Source organism: Rhizobium quercicola (genome assembly GCF_021168455.1).
Taxonomy (GTDB): Bacteria; Pseudomonadota; Alphaproteobacteria; order Rhizobiales; family Rhizobiaceae; genus Ferranicluibacter; species Ferranicluibacter quercicola.
Genome location: NZ_JAJOZR010000003.1, coordinates 318,584 through 335,628, shown reverse-complemented (window position 1 = coordinate 335,628; position 17,045 = coordinate 318,584). Strand labels below are relative to the sequence as shown.

Here is a 17,045-nt window from a genome sequence, read left to right as displayed (position 1 = left end):
CCGCGCGTGAAAAGGCCAGGCATGACCGAGATAGCCCATCCCGACAGCATCCTCATCATCGATTTCGGCAGCCAGGTGACGCAGCTCATCGCGCGCCGGGTTCGCGAAGCCGGGGTCTATTGCGAGATCCATCCGTTCAACAATGCCGAAGATGCCTTCGCCCGCATGGGCCCGAAAGGCGTCATCTTCTCCGGCGGCCCGGCCTCGGTGACGGCGGAGGGCAGCCCGCGCGCGCCGCAGGCGGTGTTCGACAGCGGCATTCCGCTGCTCGGCATTTGCTACGGACAGCAGACGATGTGCACCCAGCTGGGCGGCACCGTCGAGGGTGGCCACGCCGCCGAGTTCGGCCGTGCCGATGTCGAGATCAAGGCGGCGAGCCCGCTCTTCGAAGGTCTCTGGGAGGTCGGCGGCCGGTATCCCGTGTGGATGAGCCATGGCGACCGCGTGACCCAGCTGCCGCACGGCTTCGAGGTCATCGCCACCTCCGAAAACGCGCCGTTCGCGATCGCGGCCGACGAGAGCCGCCGCTACTACACCACCATGTTCCACCCGGAAGTGGTGCACACTCCGGATGGCGCAAAGCTGCTGTCCAACTTCGTGCACAAGATCGTCGGCCTGAAGTCGGACTGGACCATGGCCGCCTATCGTGCCGAAATGATCCGCAAGATCCGCGACGACGTGGGCGACGGCCGCGTGATCTGCGGCCTTTCCGGCGGCGTCGACAGTTCGGTTGCCGCCGTGCTGATCCACGAGGCGATCGGCGACCAGCTGACCTGCGTCTTCGTCGATCACGGCATGATGCGCCTCAACGAGGCGGACGAAGTGATCAAGATGTTCCGCGATCACTACAATATCCCGCTCGTGCATGTGGATGCGTCGGACCTCTTCCTGACCGAGCTTGCCGGCGAGGTCGATCCCGAGGTCAAGCGCAAGACCATCGGCCGCCTGTTCATCGAGGTATTCGAGGCGGAAGCCGCCAAGATCGCCTCGGATGGCAAGGGCGCTCCGGCCTTCCTCGCGCAGGGCACGCTCTATCCCGACGTCATCGAAAGCGTGTCTTTCTCGGGCGGCCCGTCCGTCACGATCAAGAGCCACCACAATGTCGGCGGCCTGCCGGCCCGCATGAACATGAAGCTCGTCGAGCCGCTGCGCGAACTCTTCAAGGACGAAGTCCGCGCGCTCGGCCGCGAACTCGGCCTGCCCGAGCGCTTTGTCGGCCGCCATCCGTTCCCGGGCCCGGGCCTTGCCATCCGCTGCCCCGGCGGCGTGACGCGCGAAAAGCTCGACATCCTGCGCAAGGCCGATGCCGTCTATCTCGACGAAATCCGCAAAGCCGGCCTCTACGACGTCATCTGGCAGGCTTTCGCCGTGCTGTTGCCCGTGCAGACCGTCGGCGTCATGGGCGATTATCGCACCTACGATTTCGTCTGCGCCCTGCGTGCAGTAACCTCGGTCGACGGTATGACAGCCGATTTCTACCCCTATGACATGAACTTCCTCGGCCGCACGGCGACCCGCATCATCAACGAAGTCCGCGGCATCAACCGCGTCGTCTACGACGTGACCTCGAAGCCGCCGGGCACGATCGAGTGGGAATAGGCAAAGCCGGCAGGCGCAACCCGAAAGGGTGTGGCGCGCCTGCCGCCTTGCGTTTGCCTCCACCGCGATGGACGTCGTCTGCCGACGTCGCTTGAACATCCCTGCCGTTTCCGCCATTCCACCACAGAGCCCTGTCGCTTGGGAAATTTGTTCCCTTTTCGTTCTTGAGTGTGGCGGCGGTTCGGCTATAGTTGCGCAACAGGATGGAGGTCAGGGTGAAGCAGAATGCGATCGTCATTCCCGGAGATACGCCGGAGGTGAGCTGGCGGATTCCGGTGCTGGAGTTCGCCGGTACGCAGGCCGGCTCCGCGCCGAAGGTCTATCTTCAGGCGGCCTTGCACGCCAACGAATGTCCGGGCGTCGCCACGCTTCACCGGCTCTGCGCGCGCCTTCGCGCGGCGGACGCGGCAGGGGCGATCCGGGGTGACATCACCATCGTGCCGCAGGCGAACCCGATCGGCGCGGCACAGTCGCATTTCGGCGAGATGCAGGGCCGCTTCGACTTGGGCTCGCGCGGCAATTACAATCGCGATTTCCCTTTGATTGCGGCCTCGGCCCGAAACGACCTGCTGGTCGATCTCGATCGCCGCACCGCACCGGAGCGGCTGAAGCGGGAACTGCTTCATCGCGCGCTCGGTGCCGATCTCGTGCTGGACCTCCACTGCGACGACGAATCGCTGCCCTATGCCTATATCGACAGCGCCTTCTGGCCGGAGGCCTCCGATCTCGCATCCGCCTTGAAAATGGACGCCGTGTTTCTCTCCGACGGCGAAAGCTCGGCCTTCGAGGAGGCCGTCTCCTACGCCTGGAAGCAGGAGGAGGGCGGCAAGGGCGTCTCGCTGCCCGGCCGTCTCTCCGTCACGGTGGAGCTGCGCGGACGCCGCGATGTCGGTCCTGATGTGGCAGCGCGCGACGCCGACGGCCTCTGGGCGTTTCTGGTAGCCCGCGGCGTAGTGGACGGCGGATCGCCGGCACTTCAGCCGTATGACGGCCCCGCCTTCGCGCTCGATACCATCGAAATGGTCAAGGCACCGGTGCCGGGCACGATCCTCTTTCATCGCGACATCGGAGATCGTGTCGAGGCCGGCGATCTTCTGGCCGTGCTCGTCCCGCGCCCCGGCTTTCCCGAGGGCGATGTGGAGGTGCGCGCACCGCAGGCCGGGCTCGTCGTCACGCGGTCGTCGGCACGCTTTGCTCGCCGCAGGGACGACCTGATGAAGATCGGCTGCGCCGAGATCACCCGAGCAGGCCGCAGGGCCGGCACGCTGGAGGACTGACCCGTGACCACGACCCTTTACGGCATCCGCAACTGCGACACGATGAAGAAGGCCCGCACGTGGCTTGATGGCCACGCTGTCGACTACCGGTTTCACGACTACAAGAGCGACGGCATCGACCGCGCGCATCTGTCGGGCTGGTGCTCTGTGCTCGGCTGGGAAACAGTGCTGAACAGGGCGGGGACGACCTTTCGCAAGCTGCCGGACGCGGACAGGCAGGATCTCGACGCGGAAAAGGCCATCGCCCTGATGCTGGCCAACCCGTCCATGATCAAGCGACCGATCCTCGATCGCGACGGCGCCCTGACGGCAGGCTTCCGGCCGGAGGTCTACGACACGCTTTTCGGAAGCTGACTAATGTCGAAGACGACGCGTGCCACGCAAATGCTGACCAAGGCGGGAACGGCGTTCACCACCCATAGCTATGATTACGATCCCTCGGTGGAGCGGATCGGCATGGCGGCCGCCGAGGCCATGGGGGAGGCGCCACAGCGCGTGCTGAAGACGCTGATGGCGGAGGTCGATGGCAAACCGGTCTGCGTGGTCGTGCCGTCCGATCGCGAGGTGAGCATGAAGAGGCTTGCCGCGGCTGCCGCCGGCAAATCCGCCGCGATGATGAAACCGGCCGCCGCCGAACGGCTCACCGGTTACCATGTCGGCGGCATCAGCCCGTTCGGACAGAAGAAGGCGGTGCCGACCTTCATCGAGGAGACGGCGCTCGCCGAACCGCTGGTCTATATCAATGGCGGGCAGCGCGGCCTGCAGGTCCGTCTCTCGCCCGCAGATGCGCTTCAGGTTCTCGGTGCCATCGCCGTCCCGCTGGTCACATAAGAGAACAGCAACAAGACGTTGGAAACGAAGCGTTAACCAAAATCTCCTTACATCGGGGTGACAGAAGGAGAATCGGTGTGAACATGAAGGCAGGACGCGACGCCCGGGAAACGCATGGCGGGATCATCGCCTTTCCGCTGTCCGGACGGACAAACCTGATCCGCCGGTGCGCAGCCGAACTCGAGGCCATCCACGGCGACGCCGCCGTGACCTACTGGCGCACGGCCTGCCGCGCGCTTGCCGGCGATCTCGACGCCCTCGGCTGCAACGAGGACGACATTCATCACCAGGTGATGGATTTCCAGACCGAAGTTCAGCTCGAAATGATGCGCCGCTACACCGAGCGCCTCGAGGCCGGCGCCGATGCCGACCCGGAAACCGGTCACCGCGCCCGCACCTGACGCCGTCAGACGAGCGGAAAGCGTGCCGCCGGCTCCCACGGGCCGCCATCATAGTGCCAGAGGCAAAGGCCCGTGACGGTGAAATCCCACGGCGTGAACTCGTCCGCCAGCGTGGCCTGAAGCGTCCGCGCCGTCTCCGCCGAAACCTTGTTCTGCACGGTCACATGCGGTCGGAACCCCTGCTGGTCCTGCCGCGTCAGCCAGGGACGGAAACGGTCCGCGAGCCTGGCCCGCAGATCCTGCAAGCCCACGCTCGACAGCGCGAATGCGACGCCGTTTCCCAGAAAGCGCACGCTCTCGACCATCACCGTGATCGGCGAGCCCCCGGCGACGGCCTGCGCGAGGTGCTGCGCGACAATCTCCCGTTCCTCGCCCGGCAGGGCGTGAAACAGCGTGATATGCGCGGAGAGCCAGTTTCGCTCCGGCGGAAAATGCAGCTTTCGGAGGTGGTCGAAGTGCGCCTGCGCCGCATCCTCCATCCCGGCCGTGAGGATGAGGGGCCGACGGTCTCCATCCACGGAGAAAACCGCGTCGCGCTGCTGGTCTGTCTGCTCGGCCATGGCTCTCGCACTCCTCTTCCGACGCTCTTACGCCAGCGCACCCGGCGCGGATGCGGGAAATGCAGGTCCCGCCATTTTTGCCTCTTGTAGCTCTAGTCGCTAGAGACATTACAAAGGAGCATCACGTGACGGGAGATGATCATGGGCGAGATGCGACAGACGCGATTTGACGTTTCGGGTATGGATTGCGCCTCCTGCGCAACCAAGATCGACACGGCCGTCCGGCGTCTGCCGGGCGTTTCCGATGTCGCGGTCTCGGTGACCACCCAAGCCATGACCGTCCACCACGACGAGACGACGGACCTCTCCGCCCTGGCCCGCAAGGTCTCGGGTCTCGGCTACAGGACCGCGCCCGCAAACCGGACGACGCCGGTGCCGGTCGCCTCGGCTCCAGCCCGTTGCGGCGGTCACGCCCATTCCGACCATGATCATGGTGACCACGCGCATCACGATCACGACCACGATGCGAATCCGGCAAACCCGTCGGCAGCCTCGTCCGCGGGTCTGCACGGCCACGACCACCGACCCACATCCGGGCCCTGGTGGGCGTCCGACAAGGGCCGGCTGACGCTTCTGTGCGGTGGCGCGCTCGTGGTCGCCTATGTCGTCGGACATCTCTTCCCGCCGCTCGCCGCGAACGCTTTCCTCATCGCGCTTCTCGTCGGCCTCGTCCCCATCGGCCGGCGCGCCATCATGGCGGCGCTGGCGGGAACGCCCTTCTCGATCGAAATGTTGATGACCATCGCGGCCATCGGCGCCGTGATCATCGACGCGGGCGAGGAGGCGGCCGCCGTCGTTTTCCTGTTTCTCGTCGGCGAACTGCTGGAAGGCGTGGCGGCGAGCCGGGCGCGGCGCAGCATCCAGGCCCTGTCGGATCTCGTGCCGAAGACCGCCTTCATCGAGGCGGGCGGCGCCACGCGCGAGGTGCCGGCAGAAACGCTCGTGCCTGGAAACATCATCCGCATCCGCCCCGGCGACCGCATTCCGGCCGATGGCGATATCGTCTCCGGCGAAAGCGCGATCGACGAAGCGCCGGTGACGGGCGAAAGCGTGCCCGTGCGCAAGGCCGTGAACGATGCCGTCTTTGCCGGCACCGTCAATGGCGAAGGCGTGCTGCAGGTCACCGTCACGGCGGCGGCGGCCGACAACACCATTGCCCGCGTCGTGCGCCTCGTCGAGGAAGCGCAGGAGGCAAAGGCGCCGACCGAGCGCTTCATCGACCGTTTCTCGCGCTATTACACGCCGGGCGTGGTCGTGGTCGCCGCGCTGGTCGCCATCCTGCCGCCGCTTCTGGCCGGCGGGTCGTGGTCGGAATGGGTCTACAAGGGCCTTGCCATCCTGCTCATCGGCTGCCCCTGCGCGCTGGTCATCTCTACGCCGGCCGCCATCGCCGCGTCCTTGTCGGCGGGCGCGCGACGGGGATTGCTGGTCAAGGGCGGCGCCGTCCTCGAAAAGCTGGGCACCATCGATACCGTCGCCTTCGACAAGACGGGAACGCTGACCGAAGGTCGTCCCGTCGTCACCGATATCCTCGCCTTCACGGGTGAGGAAAGCGACATCCTGCGGCTCTCGGCCGCGCTCGATGCCGGATCGAGCCATCCCCTGGCGCTGGCCATCCTTGCCCGGGCGGCGTCGGACGGCATCGCTCCTCCCACGGCCGAAGGCGCCTCGGCATTGGGCGGCAAGGGTGTTACCGGCACGGTCGATGGGCGAAGGCTGTTCCTCGGCTCGCCGCGTGCCGCGGGCGCGATCGCGCCGCTTTCCGCGGGGCAGGCCAGCGCCATCCAGGCGCTCAACGACGACGGCAAGACTGTGTCGGTGTTCGTCATCGATGCTCAGGTGGCCGGCGCCATCGCCATGCGCGACGAGCCGCGCAAGGATGCACGCCCGGCGCTTGCGGCGCTGAAGGCGGCCGGCATCCGCACCGTCATGCTCACCGGCGACAACCGCCGCGTCGCAGAGGCCGTCGGGCGCGACCTCGGCATCGCGGTGCGCGCCGAACTCATGCCGGCGGACAAGCAGACCATCGTGCGCGAGCTGAAGGCGCAGGGCGCGACGGTTGCGAAGGTCGGAGACGGCATCAACGATGCGCCGGCCCTGGCGGCGGCCGATATCGGCATCGCCATCGGCGGCGGTACGGATGTGGCGCTCGAAACCGCGGATGCCGCCATCCTCCATGGTCGCATCGCCGATGTCGCGGCGCTGATCGATCTGTCGAAGCGCTGCATGGCGAATATCCGCCAGAACATCGCCGTCGCGCTCGGTCTGAAGGCCGTTTTCCTCGTGACGACCGTGGTCGGCATCACCGGCCTCTGGCCCGCGATTTTGGCGGATACCGGGGCGACGGTGCTCGTCACCATCAATGCGCTGCGCCTGCTGCGCATCCGCGCCTGAGCTCCAAGGACCCAGAAAAACGCCCGGCATCGCTACCGGGCGTTCGTCTCCGGGATCGCGCGGGAGGATCTGCGCGACCGGCGGAAGGTAATTTTACTTCGCGGTGTCCAGACGATCGATCGCCTTGACGTTGTCGGCGGACGAGCCGTTCGGATCGAACTCCGAGGCAAGCCAGGTATCGACGATCGCCTTGGCGAGTTCCGGGCCGATGACGCGCGCGCCCATGGTGATGATCTGGGCATTGTTCGACTTCGCGGCGCGTTCCGCCGAGTAGGTGTCATGCGTCAGCGCCGCCCGGATGCCGGGCACCTTGTTGGCCGAGATGCTGACGCCGATACCGGTGCCGCAGAAGAGGATGCCGCGCTCGTTCTCGCCGTCGACGATGGTCTGGGCGAGCTTCTGCGACAGGTCCGCATAGAAGCCCTGCTGGCTGAGATCCGTGACCTCGACATCACTACGCGTGGCGAGATGCTTGGCGATGACGTCGAGAAGCGGCTTGCCGGCGCTGTCGGCTCCGATGGCGATTTTCATGGCTGTTTCCTTTCAGGCTTTTTGTTGATGGTACTGTCAGAGAGCGGATGAAACACGGGTGAGGATGTCGAGATAACCGCCGACGTCCCAGGCCGAACGGCCGATGAAGAGGCCGTCGATGTGAGGTTTGGCGATCAGCTCCGCGCAATTGCCCGGATTGACGCTGCCGCCATAGAGAACGGGCACGGAGACGCCGAGACAGGCCTTCGCGACCGCGGCGATGCGGGCATGGCGGTCGTCGGCATAGTCGGCCGAGGCCGGAATGCCGTTGACACCGATCGCCCAGACGGGCTCGTAGGCGAGAAGCACCGGCTTTTCCCGGTCGGCGCCGGTGAGCCCGGACAAGGCGCCTTCGACCTGCCGTTTCAGCACGGCATCCGCCTCGCCGGCCTCGCGCTCGGCCAACGTCTCGCCGATGCAGATCAGCGGTGTCAGGCCGTGGCGCACGGCGGCGGCCGTCTTCAGGCCGACGGTCCGGTCGGTCTCGCCGAAGTGCTCGCGCCGCTCGCTATGGCCGAGCTCCACGAGATCGAGCCCGCAATCCGTCAGCATCGGCGCGGAGATCTCCCCGGTCCAGGCACCGGCATCGTCCCAGTGCATGTTCTGGGCGCCGACCTTGACGCTGGTGCCGGACAGCCGCTGCTTGACCTCCCGCACGGCGGTAAAGGGCGGGATGACGAAGCGCTGGATGCGCGGATCGCGCGCGGCGTCGCTCGTCCGAAGACCCTCGGCAAACGCCATGGCCTCGTCGAGGGTCTTGTTCATCTTCCAGCTCGTTCCCACCCAGATGCCGTTCGTGTCCACTGCATGCTCCTCGTCGTGAAGTCCCGGTCGTCAGACCTTGATGATGGTGATGCCGACATCGCTCAGCGCGGCCTCGTGGCCGGCGTCGATGCGGTCGCTGGTGATGACGGCGCGAAAACCGTCCAGCCCCGTCAGGAAATGCAGGGCCGGCTTGCCGAATTTCGCATGGTCCACCATGAGGTAGCTGTGGCTTGCCGAGCGCATCATCTGCCGCTTGGTCTTCACCACCTCCTGATCCTGGTGATAGGCGGCTGCCCCCTGAATGGCGGATGATGAGAGAAAGGCGATGTCGGCCCGCAGCGACGACAGCGTCTCCTCCGTGACGATGCCGAAGAAGCCGTTGAATTTCCGGCTGTACTGACCGCCGAGCGAGATGACCTCGATGCCGGGCACGGCGGTGAGCTTGACGATGACGGAGAGGTTGTTGGTGATCACCGTCAGCGGCCGGATGGTCGCGAGGTGATCGGCAAGCCCGCCGGCCGTCGAGCCATCGTCGATGATGATGATCTGCCCGGGCTCCACCAGCGTGGCGGCATGCGACGCGAGCTGCCGCTTTTCCTCCGCCGCCATCTTCTCGCGGTAGCGAAAATCACTTTCGAACTGTGCACTCGACTGGATGGACGCCCCGCCATGGACCTTGCGCAGGAGCCCGGCCTGCTCGAGATCGTCGAGATCGCGGTGAACGGTCATCTTGCTGACGGAGAAGCGCAGAGCCAGATCTTCGACGGAAGCAGAGCCTGCCTCCATCAGAATATCCATGATCTCCTGCCGCCGATCGTCCGGTTTCAAAGCCACTGCGATCTCCATCCTCGCCCATATCTAAACAGCATCCGATAAAAAGACAACATATCCGGTGAGATTTTGTGATGATGGAGTGTTATGATCCAGCCGGGATTTTGCGCGGCTTGCCGTGTTGCAGGTCGCTGTCGGGCATGGCATGAAGAAGCGGCATGTCGCGCCGATCGAGCGCGACGCGGGAGGAATATCCGCTGCGGTTCGACCGTTCAGGCGGACGCGGGGATACGGCATGACGAAGACGGATATTGCGCGGCGCGTCTACGACAATGCCTGGAAGCTGGACCCGGTGGTGCGCAGCCTGCTGGACACGGACTTTTACAAGCTCTTGATGTTGCAGATGATCTGGCGTCTTTACCCGGATGTCGATGCGACCTTCTCGCTGATCAACCGCACCAAGACGGTGCTTCTGACGGAAGAGATCGACGAGCAGGAACTGCGCGAGCAGCTGGATCACGTTCGCACGGTGCGCTTCACCAAGAAGGAGATGATCTGGCTGGCCGGTAACACCTTCTACGGCCGCAAGCAGATCTTCTCGCCGGACTTTCTGGCGTGGCTCGCCGATTTCCAGCTGCCGGATTATGAGCTCTCGCGCCGCCACGGCCAGTACGAGCTGACCTTCCCGGGCAAGTGGACGCATACGAGCATGTGGGAGATTCCCGCACTCGCCATCGTCAACGAGCTGCGCTCGCGCACCGCCATGAAGGGCATGGGCCCTTTCGCGCTCGATGTGCTCTATGCCCGCGCCAAGGCCAAGATGTGGTCGAAGGTGGAGCAGCTTCGGGCGGTACCCGACCTGCGCATCTCCGACTTCGGCACCCGTCGCCGCCATTCGTTCCTGTGGCAGCGCTGGTGCGTGGAGGCGCTGAAGGAAGGCATCGGCGAATCCTTCTCCGGCACAAGCAATGTGCTCCTCGCCATGGATACCGATCTCGAGGCGCTCGGCACCAATGCCCATGAACTGCCGATGGTGGCGGCAGCCCTTGCCAAGACCGATGCGGAACTGGCGGACGCGCCCTACAAGGTCCTGCAGGACTGGAACCGCCTCTATGGGGGCAATCTGCTGATCGTCCTGCCGGATGCCTTCGGCACGGCGGCGTTTCTGAAAAATGCGCCCGACTGGGTCGCCGACTGGACCGGCTTCCGCCCCGACAGCGCCCCGCCGATCGAGGGCGGCGAGCGCATCCTCGACTGGTGGCGTGCCCATGGCCGTGATCCCAGGGAAAAGCTTCTGATCTTCTCCGACGGGCTCGATGTCGACATGATCATCAAGACCTACCGGCATTTCGAGGGGCGGGTGCGCATGAGCTTCGGCTGGGGCACCAATCTCACCAATGATTTCGCCGATTGCGCGCCGACGGAGGTCAGCGGGCTCAACCCCATTTCCATCGTCTGCAAGGTCATCGACGCCAATGGTCACCCGGCCGTCAAACTGTCCGACAATCCCCGCAAGGCGACGGGCGATCCGGCCGAGGTGGAGCGCTACCTGAAATTCTTCGGAACGCAGGACTTCGAGGAACTCGCCGTCCGCGTCTGACGCGGTCACCCGGCAGCAGACACGAAAAACCCGACCGGAGGAGGTCCTTCCGGTCGGGTGTCATACGCCCGGGAACAGGGCGTGCCTCACGGGCCGGCGTGATCGACGCCATACCCGCGAGACGGGACCGCGGCGCTTAATAGCAAGCGGCGCAGGCGGAGCCCGAGCGTACCGCCAGCGGATGCACCATGGCGAGCAGGCGGCGTTTCGGCGCGGCCAGAAGCTTGGCCGCATGGGTGCGGGCGCCGCCCGGCTCGGGCTTGGCATGCTCCAGCGCGTTCGCTGCCGAATAGAGCAGCGTCTTGAACTGCGAGGAGGTCACGCCATCCGCCCGCATCACGGCGCGGATCATCGGATCGGTCAGCACCTCGTTCAGGGTCAGATCGTCATGTGCCATGTTCATGGCCATCTCCTTCGTGTCGTCCACAGTGAAGGACAGGCTGGGGTTGGGCCTGTCCTTGACCGAAAAGCTTTAGCGTGTTACCGGTAAGTAACACGTCATTTGTTACCGAACGGTCACACCTATGTCAATCGCTGTCGTGAATAAAAACGCCAAACGTGGCTCTACTGTGAAGCCGGACCAGGAATCGACCTCGCCCCCCGGCCTGTCCTCCGCAAAGGTCGCTCCGCGCGACCGGATCGTCACCACGGCCTGCGAACTGTTTCGCCAGCACGGCATTCGCGGCATCGGCGTCGATGCGATTGCCGAGGCGGCCTCGACCAACAAGATGACGCTCTACCGGCATTTCGGCTCGAAGGACGACCTCGTCTGCGAGACGCTGCGCGTGACCTCCGAAAAGAGCGGCGCGATGTGGGCGGACATCGAGACCCGCTTTCCGGATGATGCGAAGGCCCAGCTCGGCGCCTGGGTAACGGCCCTTTCGGACTGTCTCCAGCGCGAGCCTTCCGGTTGCGACATTGCCAATGCCGCGGTGGAACTCAAGGAAGCCGGCCATCCCGCCCATGCCGTCATCGAGACCTTCAAGATCCTCCAGCGCGAAAAACTGACGGATCTCTGCCGACGGACGGGAATCCAAGAGCCCGAAACTCTGGCCGACACCCTGCTCCTTCTGCTGGAAGGCGCCCGCGTCAGCCGTCAGGCCTCGGGCCTCGAAGGCCCCGCCCAGTGTTTCCAGCGCGCCTGCCGCAACACGCTGACCGCCTTCGGTGTCGGCGCGCCCTGACGCTGCATCCTCAGCTTTCGTCTCGCGGAAGGCGCCATCGCGGCAGGTCCGTGATGGCGCCTGGCGTCGGACTAGAGACCGTCGCGCTTCAGAAGCGCGCGAACCTCTTCGAAACGGCGCTTGTTGGCGTCGTTGCGCTCGTTCGGGCCGTAGCAGGTGCTGGACACGCAGAAGCGCTGCAGGTTGAACGGCGCGGCGGTGTTCTGGAATTCGCACTCGATCGTATCGACCATGTCTTTCTTCTCGACGCCCTCGCGGGTGGAGAAGGTGAGGCGCGCGCCCGGTGGCTTCAGTTCGGGAAAGGACTGGACGACGCCGGTCTGGAACGTCTCGGCAAGAAGCAGGTGCTTTGCGACCTGGACGCAGACATCCTCGATCTTGGGCGTTTGCGCGGCGGCCGGCGACAGGCCGGCAAAAGCCGATGCGGCAGCAATGGCTAGAACAATCCGTTTTCTCATGACACACTCCGGAAAGCCGCATGGTGCGGCAGTGACTTGGCGGATTCTTCGCGTCGGCTGACAAGGCCTGGGTCGAGACGATCCGTGAGCGCTAGATAGGGCGGTTTCGACCGTCATCCAGCCGTCGTGGCAATGGCAGGGCCACGCGGCTCCCTGTCTTGAAGGACCTCCGTCGCTCATCCTCTGAAAGGGCGCCGGAATACGGAAAATGTCTGTCTGATCTGGAACCAAATCGATCCTCCCTAATTTGGGAGTGGCGGTAGTCCGATTATCAAAGGGAGAAGGCCATGACCGAGAAAGACGAAGACCTGATCAAGAAGCGGGCCTATGCCTTGTGGGAATCCGAAGGTCGGCCGGAAGGTCGGCACGACGAGCATTGGAGCAAGGCGTATCAGGAGTTCGCCAATACCGAAAACACCTCTGTGCTCGGCGCGCCAGAGGACGATGCCGCATCTGTGGAAGAGCCCGCAAAAGCCGACAAGGGAAAGCCTCCGCTCTCTGTCGTCGATGGTGGCGCAGCCGGTACGCCCGGCGCCAAGCGCAAGCGAAAGACGGTCTGAGACCGCACAGGCGCCGGCTTGCCCGGTGCCTGATTTTCCCGGCGCCTGTGGCTCTCGCCCGGCGTTCCGCGCACGCCGCCTGCACCTTCATCGCACTGCACAAGTTTCTCGCCTGCTCCGCAATATTTGTGCGGACACGGGGTTCGGTTTCCTTCATCATTGGAGCACGAGGTGTTTCGCTTTTCTCCCGACCTCCATTTCAGCCGGCAATCCCACCGGATTGCAAAGAGGAACGTGACCTGCGTGAACGTACTGTCTGTGACGTCGGAAATCTTTCCCCTGATCAAGACCGGCGGCCTTGCCGACGTGACAGGGGCCCTGCCGAAAGTCCTCGCCGCGCGCGGGTATCGCACCCGCAGCCTGATCCCGGGCTATACCTCCGTTCTCGCGGAGGTGAGCGATGCGCGGCCGGTGCATTTCTTTCCCGACCTCTTCGGAAATCCGGCCTGGCTTCTGGAAGCCGAATGCCAGGGGCTCGATCTTCTCGTGCTGAACGCGCCGGCGCTCTACGATCGTCCTGGCGGCCCCTATGTCGGCGAGGATGGCGTCGATCACCCCGACAACTGGAAGCGTTTTGCCGTGCTGTCCTACGTGGCGTCGGCCGTGGCGGGCGGGCTCCTGCCGGACTGGACGCCCGACCTTGTGCACACCCATGACTGGCAGACGGCGCTGACGTCCGTCTACATGCGCTATTCCACCAATGCCCGGGCGATCCCGTCCGTGCTCACCATTCACAATCTCGCATTCCAGGGCCAGTATTCCGCCGGACATCTGAAGGATATCGGCCTGCCGCCGGAGGCGCTGTCGATCGATTGCCTCGAATATTACGGCGATATGAGCTATCTCAAGGGCGGTATCCGCACCGCGAGCGCGATCACCACCGTCAGCCCGACCTATGCCCGCGAGATCGTGTCGCCGGAGCTGGGCATGGGCATGGAGGGCGCGCTGCTGTCGCGTCTCGATACCTTCACCGGCATCGTCAACGGCATCGACAGCGAGATCTGGGACCCAGCTACCGACCCCTATCTGCCGGCACGATACGACGTCCGTCACATCCGCAACCGGAGCGTCAACCGGGCCCGGCTGCTCGAGACGTTTCGGCTCGACGCGACGGCCGGACCGGTCTTCGCCGCCGTCACCCGCCTCACCTGGCAGAAGGGCGGCGATATGCTGGCCGAGGTCGCCGAAGAGATCGCCGCGCTCGGCGGCAAGCTGATCGTGCTCGGCAAAGGCTCCAAGGATATCGAGACCCAGCTGCTGCTCGCTGCGGGTCGCCATCCCGGCAAGATCGGCGTCCGCATCGGCTATGACGAGGAGACGGCGCATCTCGTGCATGGCGGCACGGATATCATCATCCAGCCCTCCCGCTTCGAGCCCTGCGGCCTCACGCAGCTCTATGCCCTGCGCTATGGGGCAGTCCCCGTGGTCTCCCGCACGGGCGGCCTGTCGGAAACGATCATCGACGCCAATGATGCGGCCATGTCCGCGCGCGTGGCCACCGGCTTCCAGTTCCATCCCGCCACCAGCGACAACCTCCGCCTTGCCATTCACCGGGCCTTCCACGCATACCGCGACCCGAAGAAATGGGCCCGCCTGCAGAACCAGGGCATGAAGGCCAATTTCTCCTGGGAGCGCAGTGCCGAGCAATATGCGGAACTGTATGGCAAGGTGATCGCCAAGGCGCAGAAGGCAACGGCCTGATCCCGTCTCCCGAAGACCGAAAAAAGCCGGCCTGACCTTGCGTCAGACCGGCTTTTTCGTGTTCGGGGCGGGAATGACCCGACCCGCGACAGGCGGGTCGGTTCTCGAAGGATCAGGCCGGGCGGAACACCGCGAGGCTGCGGGCCTGCATGTCGAAGGCGTCGGCCGCATCCACCGTCTGCGCTTCGACCGCCGGATCGTCCGTCGTCAGTTCCAGCACCCAGCCACCGCTGGGCGACTCGGGAAGGGCGAAAGGAACGACGCCGTCATGCGGGTTGAAGATCATCAGAATATGCGACCAGACGCCGTCCTTGCCGACAAGATCGTCGCGCGAGATCAGGGCGCCAATGGTCGTGCCGCCGCCATCCTGCCACTGCTCGTCTGTCTGCTCGCCGCCACCGGCGTTCAGCCAGGTGATGCCCATGCCGTCACGCCAGTTCTCGCGGTGCAGCAGAGGCTGCGTTGCGCGCAGCGTCGTCAGCCGGCGCACGAAGTCGCGCAGCACGTCGGCGCTGGGCGGCAGGTTCTCCCAGTGGATCCAGCTGATGTCGCTGTCCTGGCAATAGCCGTTATTGTTGCCCATCTGGCTGCGGCCGAACTCGTCGCCACCGAGAATCATCGGTGTCCCGTGCGACAGCAGCAGCGTGGCGAGGAAGTTCCGCTTCTGGCGTTCGCGGGTGGCGTTGATGGTCTCGTCTTCGGTCGGGCCCTCGGCGCCATAGTTGTAGCTGCGATTGTCGCCGTGGCCGTCCTTGTTATCCTCGCCGTTCGCGTCGTTGTGCTTCTCGTTGTAGGACACGAGATCGTTGATGGTGAAGCCGTCATGCGCGGCGACGAAGTTGACGCTGGCCCAGGGACGGCGGCCACGAAGGTCGTAGATATCGCCGGAACCGAACAGGCGCGCCGCGAAGTCGGGCGCCGTGCCGTCCGTGTCCATCCAGTAGTCGCGGACCGTGTCGCGATACTTGTCGTTCCACTCGGCCCAGCCGGGCGGGAAGCCGCCGACCTGATAGCCGCCCGGACCGATATCCCAGGGTTCGCCGACGAGCTTGACCTTGGAGAGAACCGGATCCTGCGAGACCGCATCGAAAAAGCCGCCGCGCTCGTCGAAGCCTTCCGGCTCACGGCCCAGAATGGTACCGAGGTCGAAGCGGAAGCCGTCGACATGCATCTCCTCGACCCAGTAGCGCAGCGAATCCGTCACCATCTGCAGTACGCGGGGATGCGACGTGTTGACAGTGTTACCGGTGCCGGTGTCGTTGATGTAGTAGCGGTGATTGTCGGGCAGGGTGCGATAGTAGGAGAAATTGTCGATGCCCTTGAATGAGAGCGTCGGCCCGAGCTCGTTGCCTTCCGCCGTGTGGTTGTAGACCACGTCGAGGATGACCTCGAGCCCGCCATCATGCAGCGCGCGAACCATTTCGCGGAAGCCGTCCAGCGCACGTGGACCGTAATAGCGCGTGGCGGGTGCGAAAAAGCCGAGCGTGTTGTAGCCCCAGTAATTGTGGAGCCCCTTGTCCACCAGCATGCTGTCGTCGGGGAAGAAATGCGTCGGCAGCAGCTCGACCGAGGTGATGCCGAGGCTCTTCAGATAGTCGACGGCCGCCTTGTGGCCCATGCCGTCGAACGTGCCGCGCATGTTTTCCGGAATGGCCGGATGCAGCTTGGTAAAGCCCTTGACGTGCGTTTCGTAAAAGATGGTCTTCGACCAGGGGATGATCGGACCGCGATCACCCTTCCAGTCATAGGTCTTTGGATCGATGACGCGACCCTTCGGCGTGACCGAGGCGCTGTCGAGCGTGTTGAAGGTCAGATCCTTGTCGTTCTCCGCGTCCATATCATAGGCGAAATGCGCCTTCGACCATTCCACGTCGCCGACAAGCTCGCGGGCGTAGGGGTCCACCAGCAGCTTGTTGGGATTGAAGCGATGACCCCGCTCGGGATCATAGGGGCCGTGGACACGGTAGCCATAAAGCGCGCCGGGCTTCAGGCCGGGGATGTAGCCATGCCAGATTTCGTTGGTGTATTCCGGCAGCTCGATACGGGCGACCTCGATGGCGCCGCTGTCATCGAACAGGCAGAGCTCGACGCGCTCGGCATGGGCGGAGAAGATCGCGAAGTTGACGCCATCCTTGTCGGGTGTCGCCCCGAGCGTATGCCACGATCCCGATTCGACCGCGTATTGATTGACCTTGGCGTCCATGAAAGCGTCCCCTGTGTTGATCGGATCAGAAATTGTGCGTCGCATCATTTTGTTCCCTCCCAACCGGTAAATCTTGTCGTTCGGCCGACGTCGATTCAGCTTCACTTCAGCTTGAAGAGCCGGAGGGTGCGGGGTTGCGTATGTGCCACGCTAACGGTCGGAGGATGAACAAGTTCATTTCGCGCGAAACATTGCACGTCCGCCGGTGCG

Annotated in this window: 17 protein-coding genes; 10 read left to right on the top strand and 7 right to left on the bottom strand. The window is 64.6% G+C overall.

Translation table 11 applies throughout. The annotated features are described in order from the left end of the window. Nucleotides 1–21: 21 nt before the first annotated feature. The 5 genes from guaA to LRX75_RS06720 all read left to right on the top strand — a co-directional run bounded on the left by guaA (nt 22) and on the right by LRX75_RS06720 (nt 4,108). On the top strand, nt 22–1,599 hold the full coding sequence (guaA, locus tag LRX75_RS06740; RefSeq protein WP_231812938.1) for a glutamine-hydrolyzing GMP synthase: 1,578 nt from the start codon (nt 22–24) through the stop codon (nt 1,597–1,599). A gap of 215 nt (nt 1,600–1,814) precedes the next feature. After that, a complete protein-coding gene (locus LRX75_RS06735; RefSeq protein ID WP_231812936.1) occupies nt 1,815–2,876 on the top strand; it encodes a succinylglutamate desuccinylase/aspartoacylase domain-containing protein in 1,062 nt (353 codons plus the stop codon). Between the two features lie 3 nt (nt 2,877–2,879). Then, nucleotides 2,880–3,230 (top strand): ArsC family reductase, encoded by a 351-nt coding sequence (locus LRX75_RS06730; RefSeq protein ID WP_231812934.1) that lies wholly within the window; start codon nt 2,880–2,882, stop codon nt 3,228–3,230. 3 nt (nt 3,231–3,233) lie between these two features. Then, complete coding sequence (gene ybaK / locus LRX75_RS06725) at nt 3,234–3,707, top strand: Cys-tRNA(Pro) deacylase (RefSeq protein ID WP_231812932.1); 474 nt, start codon at nt 3,234–3,236, stop codon at nt 3,705–3,707. An 83-nt stretch (nt 3,708–3,790) separates the two neighbouring features. Further along, nucleotides 3,791–4,108: a DUF6074 family protein gene (locus LRX75_RS06720; protein WP_231813005.1), complete on the top strand. Its 318-nt coding sequence runs from the start codon at nt 3,791–3,793 to the stop codon at nt 4,106–4,108. Nucleotides 4,109–4,113: 5 nt separating this feature from the next. On the opposite strand, the gene LRX75_RS06715 is transcribed toward LRX75_RS06720, so the two are convergent. After that, complete coding sequence (locus LRX75_RS06715; RefSeq protein ID WP_231812930.1) at nt 4,114–4,668, bottom strand: 2'-5' RNA ligase family protein; 555 nt, start codon at nt 4,666–4,668, stop codon at nt 4,114–4,116. 141 nt (nt 4,669–4,809) lie between these two features. Here LRX75_RS06715 and LRX75_RS06710 point away from each other — a divergent pair, with 141 nt between their 5' ends. Then, nucleotides 4,810–7,062, top strand: coding sequence for a heavy metal translocating P-type ATPase (locus LRX75_RS06710; protein ID WP_231812928.1), 2,253 nt, complete (start codon nt 4,810–4,812; stop codon nt 7,060–7,062). Between the two features lie 93 nt (nt 7,063–7,155). Here LRX75_RS06710 and derI read toward each other — a convergent pair whose 3' ends face one another. Genes derI through LRX75_RS06695 form a run of 3 tightly spaced genes read right to left on the bottom strand, consistent with a single transcriptional unit; the run spans nt 7,156 to nt 9,186 of the window. Continuing rightward, a complete protein-coding gene (gene derI / locus LRX75_RS06705; protein WP_231812927.1) occupies nt 7,156–7,593 on the bottom strand; it encodes a D-erythrulose-4-phosphate isomerase in 438 nt (145 codons plus the stop codon). 36 nt (nt 7,594–7,629) lie between these two features. Continuing rightward, on the bottom strand, nt 7,630–8,397 hold the full coding sequence (locus LRX75_RS06700) for a triose-phosphate isomerase (RefSeq protein WP_231812925.1): 768 nt from the start codon (nt 8,395–8,397) through the stop codon (nt 7,630–7,632). A 30-nt stretch (nt 8,398–8,427) separates the two neighbouring features. Next, entirely contained in the window at nt 8,428–9,186 is a 759-nt protein-coding gene (locus LRX75_RS06695) for a DeoR/GlpR family DNA-binding transcription regulator (RefSeq protein ID WP_231813004.1), read from the bottom strand. A gap of 238 nt (nt 9,187–9,424) precedes the next feature. On the opposite strand from LRX75_RS06695, the gene pncB reads away from it, so the two are divergent. Further along, the gene (gene pncB, locus LRX75_RS06690) at nt 9,425–10,729 is read left to right on the top strand and encodes a nicotinate phosphoribosyltransferase (RefSeq protein ID WP_231812923.1); all 1,305 of its coding nucleotides are present in this window, start codon (nt 9,425–9,427) and stop codon (nt 10,727–10,729) included. Between the two features lie 136 nt (nt 10,730–10,865). Here the strand turns inward: pncB and LRX75_RS06685 are convergent, their stop codons facing one another. Next, nucleotides 10,866–11,132 carry a hypothetical protein gene (locus LRX75_RS06685; RefSeq protein ID WP_132439966.1) on the bottom strand — a complete coding sequence of 89 codons (267 nt, stop codon included), beginning with the start codon at nt 11,130–11,132 and terminating at the stop codon, nt 10,866–10,868. 121 nt (nt 11,133–11,253) lie between these two features. Between LRX75_RS06685 and LRX75_RS06680 the strand changes: the two genes are divergently transcribed. Further along, entirely contained in the window at nt 11,254–11,913 is a 660-nt protein-coding gene (locus LRX75_RS06680) for a TetR/AcrR family transcriptional regulator (protein ID WP_420851160.1), read from the top strand. Nucleotides 11,914–11,984: 71 nt separating this feature from the next. On the opposite strand, the gene LRX75_RS06675 is transcribed toward LRX75_RS06680, so the two are convergent. Further along, the gene (locus tag LRX75_RS06675; RefSeq protein ID WP_231812919.1) at nt 11,985–12,371 is read right to left on the bottom strand and encodes a hypothetical protein; all 387 of its coding nucleotides are present in this window, start codon (nt 12,369–12,371) and stop codon (nt 11,985–11,987) included. Between the two features lie 287 nt (nt 12,372–12,658). Between LRX75_RS06675 and LRX75_RS06670 the strand changes: the two genes are divergently transcribed. Together LRX75_RS06670 and glgA are read left to right on the top strand one after the other, a co-directional pair. Further along, a complete protein-coding gene (locus LRX75_RS06670) occupies nt 12,659–12,931 on the top strand; it encodes a DUF2934 domain-containing protein (protein WP_231812917.1) in 273 nt (90 codons plus the stop codon). Between the two features lie 243 nt (nt 12,932–13,174). Beyond that, entirely contained in the window at nt 13,175–14,632 is a 1,458-nt protein-coding gene (glgA, locus tag LRX75_RS06665) for a glycogen synthase GlgA (RefSeq protein ID WP_231812915.1), read from the top strand. A 112-nt stretch (nt 14,633–14,744) separates the two neighbouring features. Here glgA and glgX read toward each other — a convergent pair whose 3' ends face one another. Next, nucleotides 14,745–16,835, bottom strand: coding sequence for a glycogen debranching protein GlgX (gene glgX, locus LRX75_RS06660; protein WP_231812913.1), 2,091 nt, complete (start codon nt 16,833–16,835; stop codon nt 14,745–14,747). Nucleotides 16,836–17,045 lie beyond the last annotated feature (210 nt).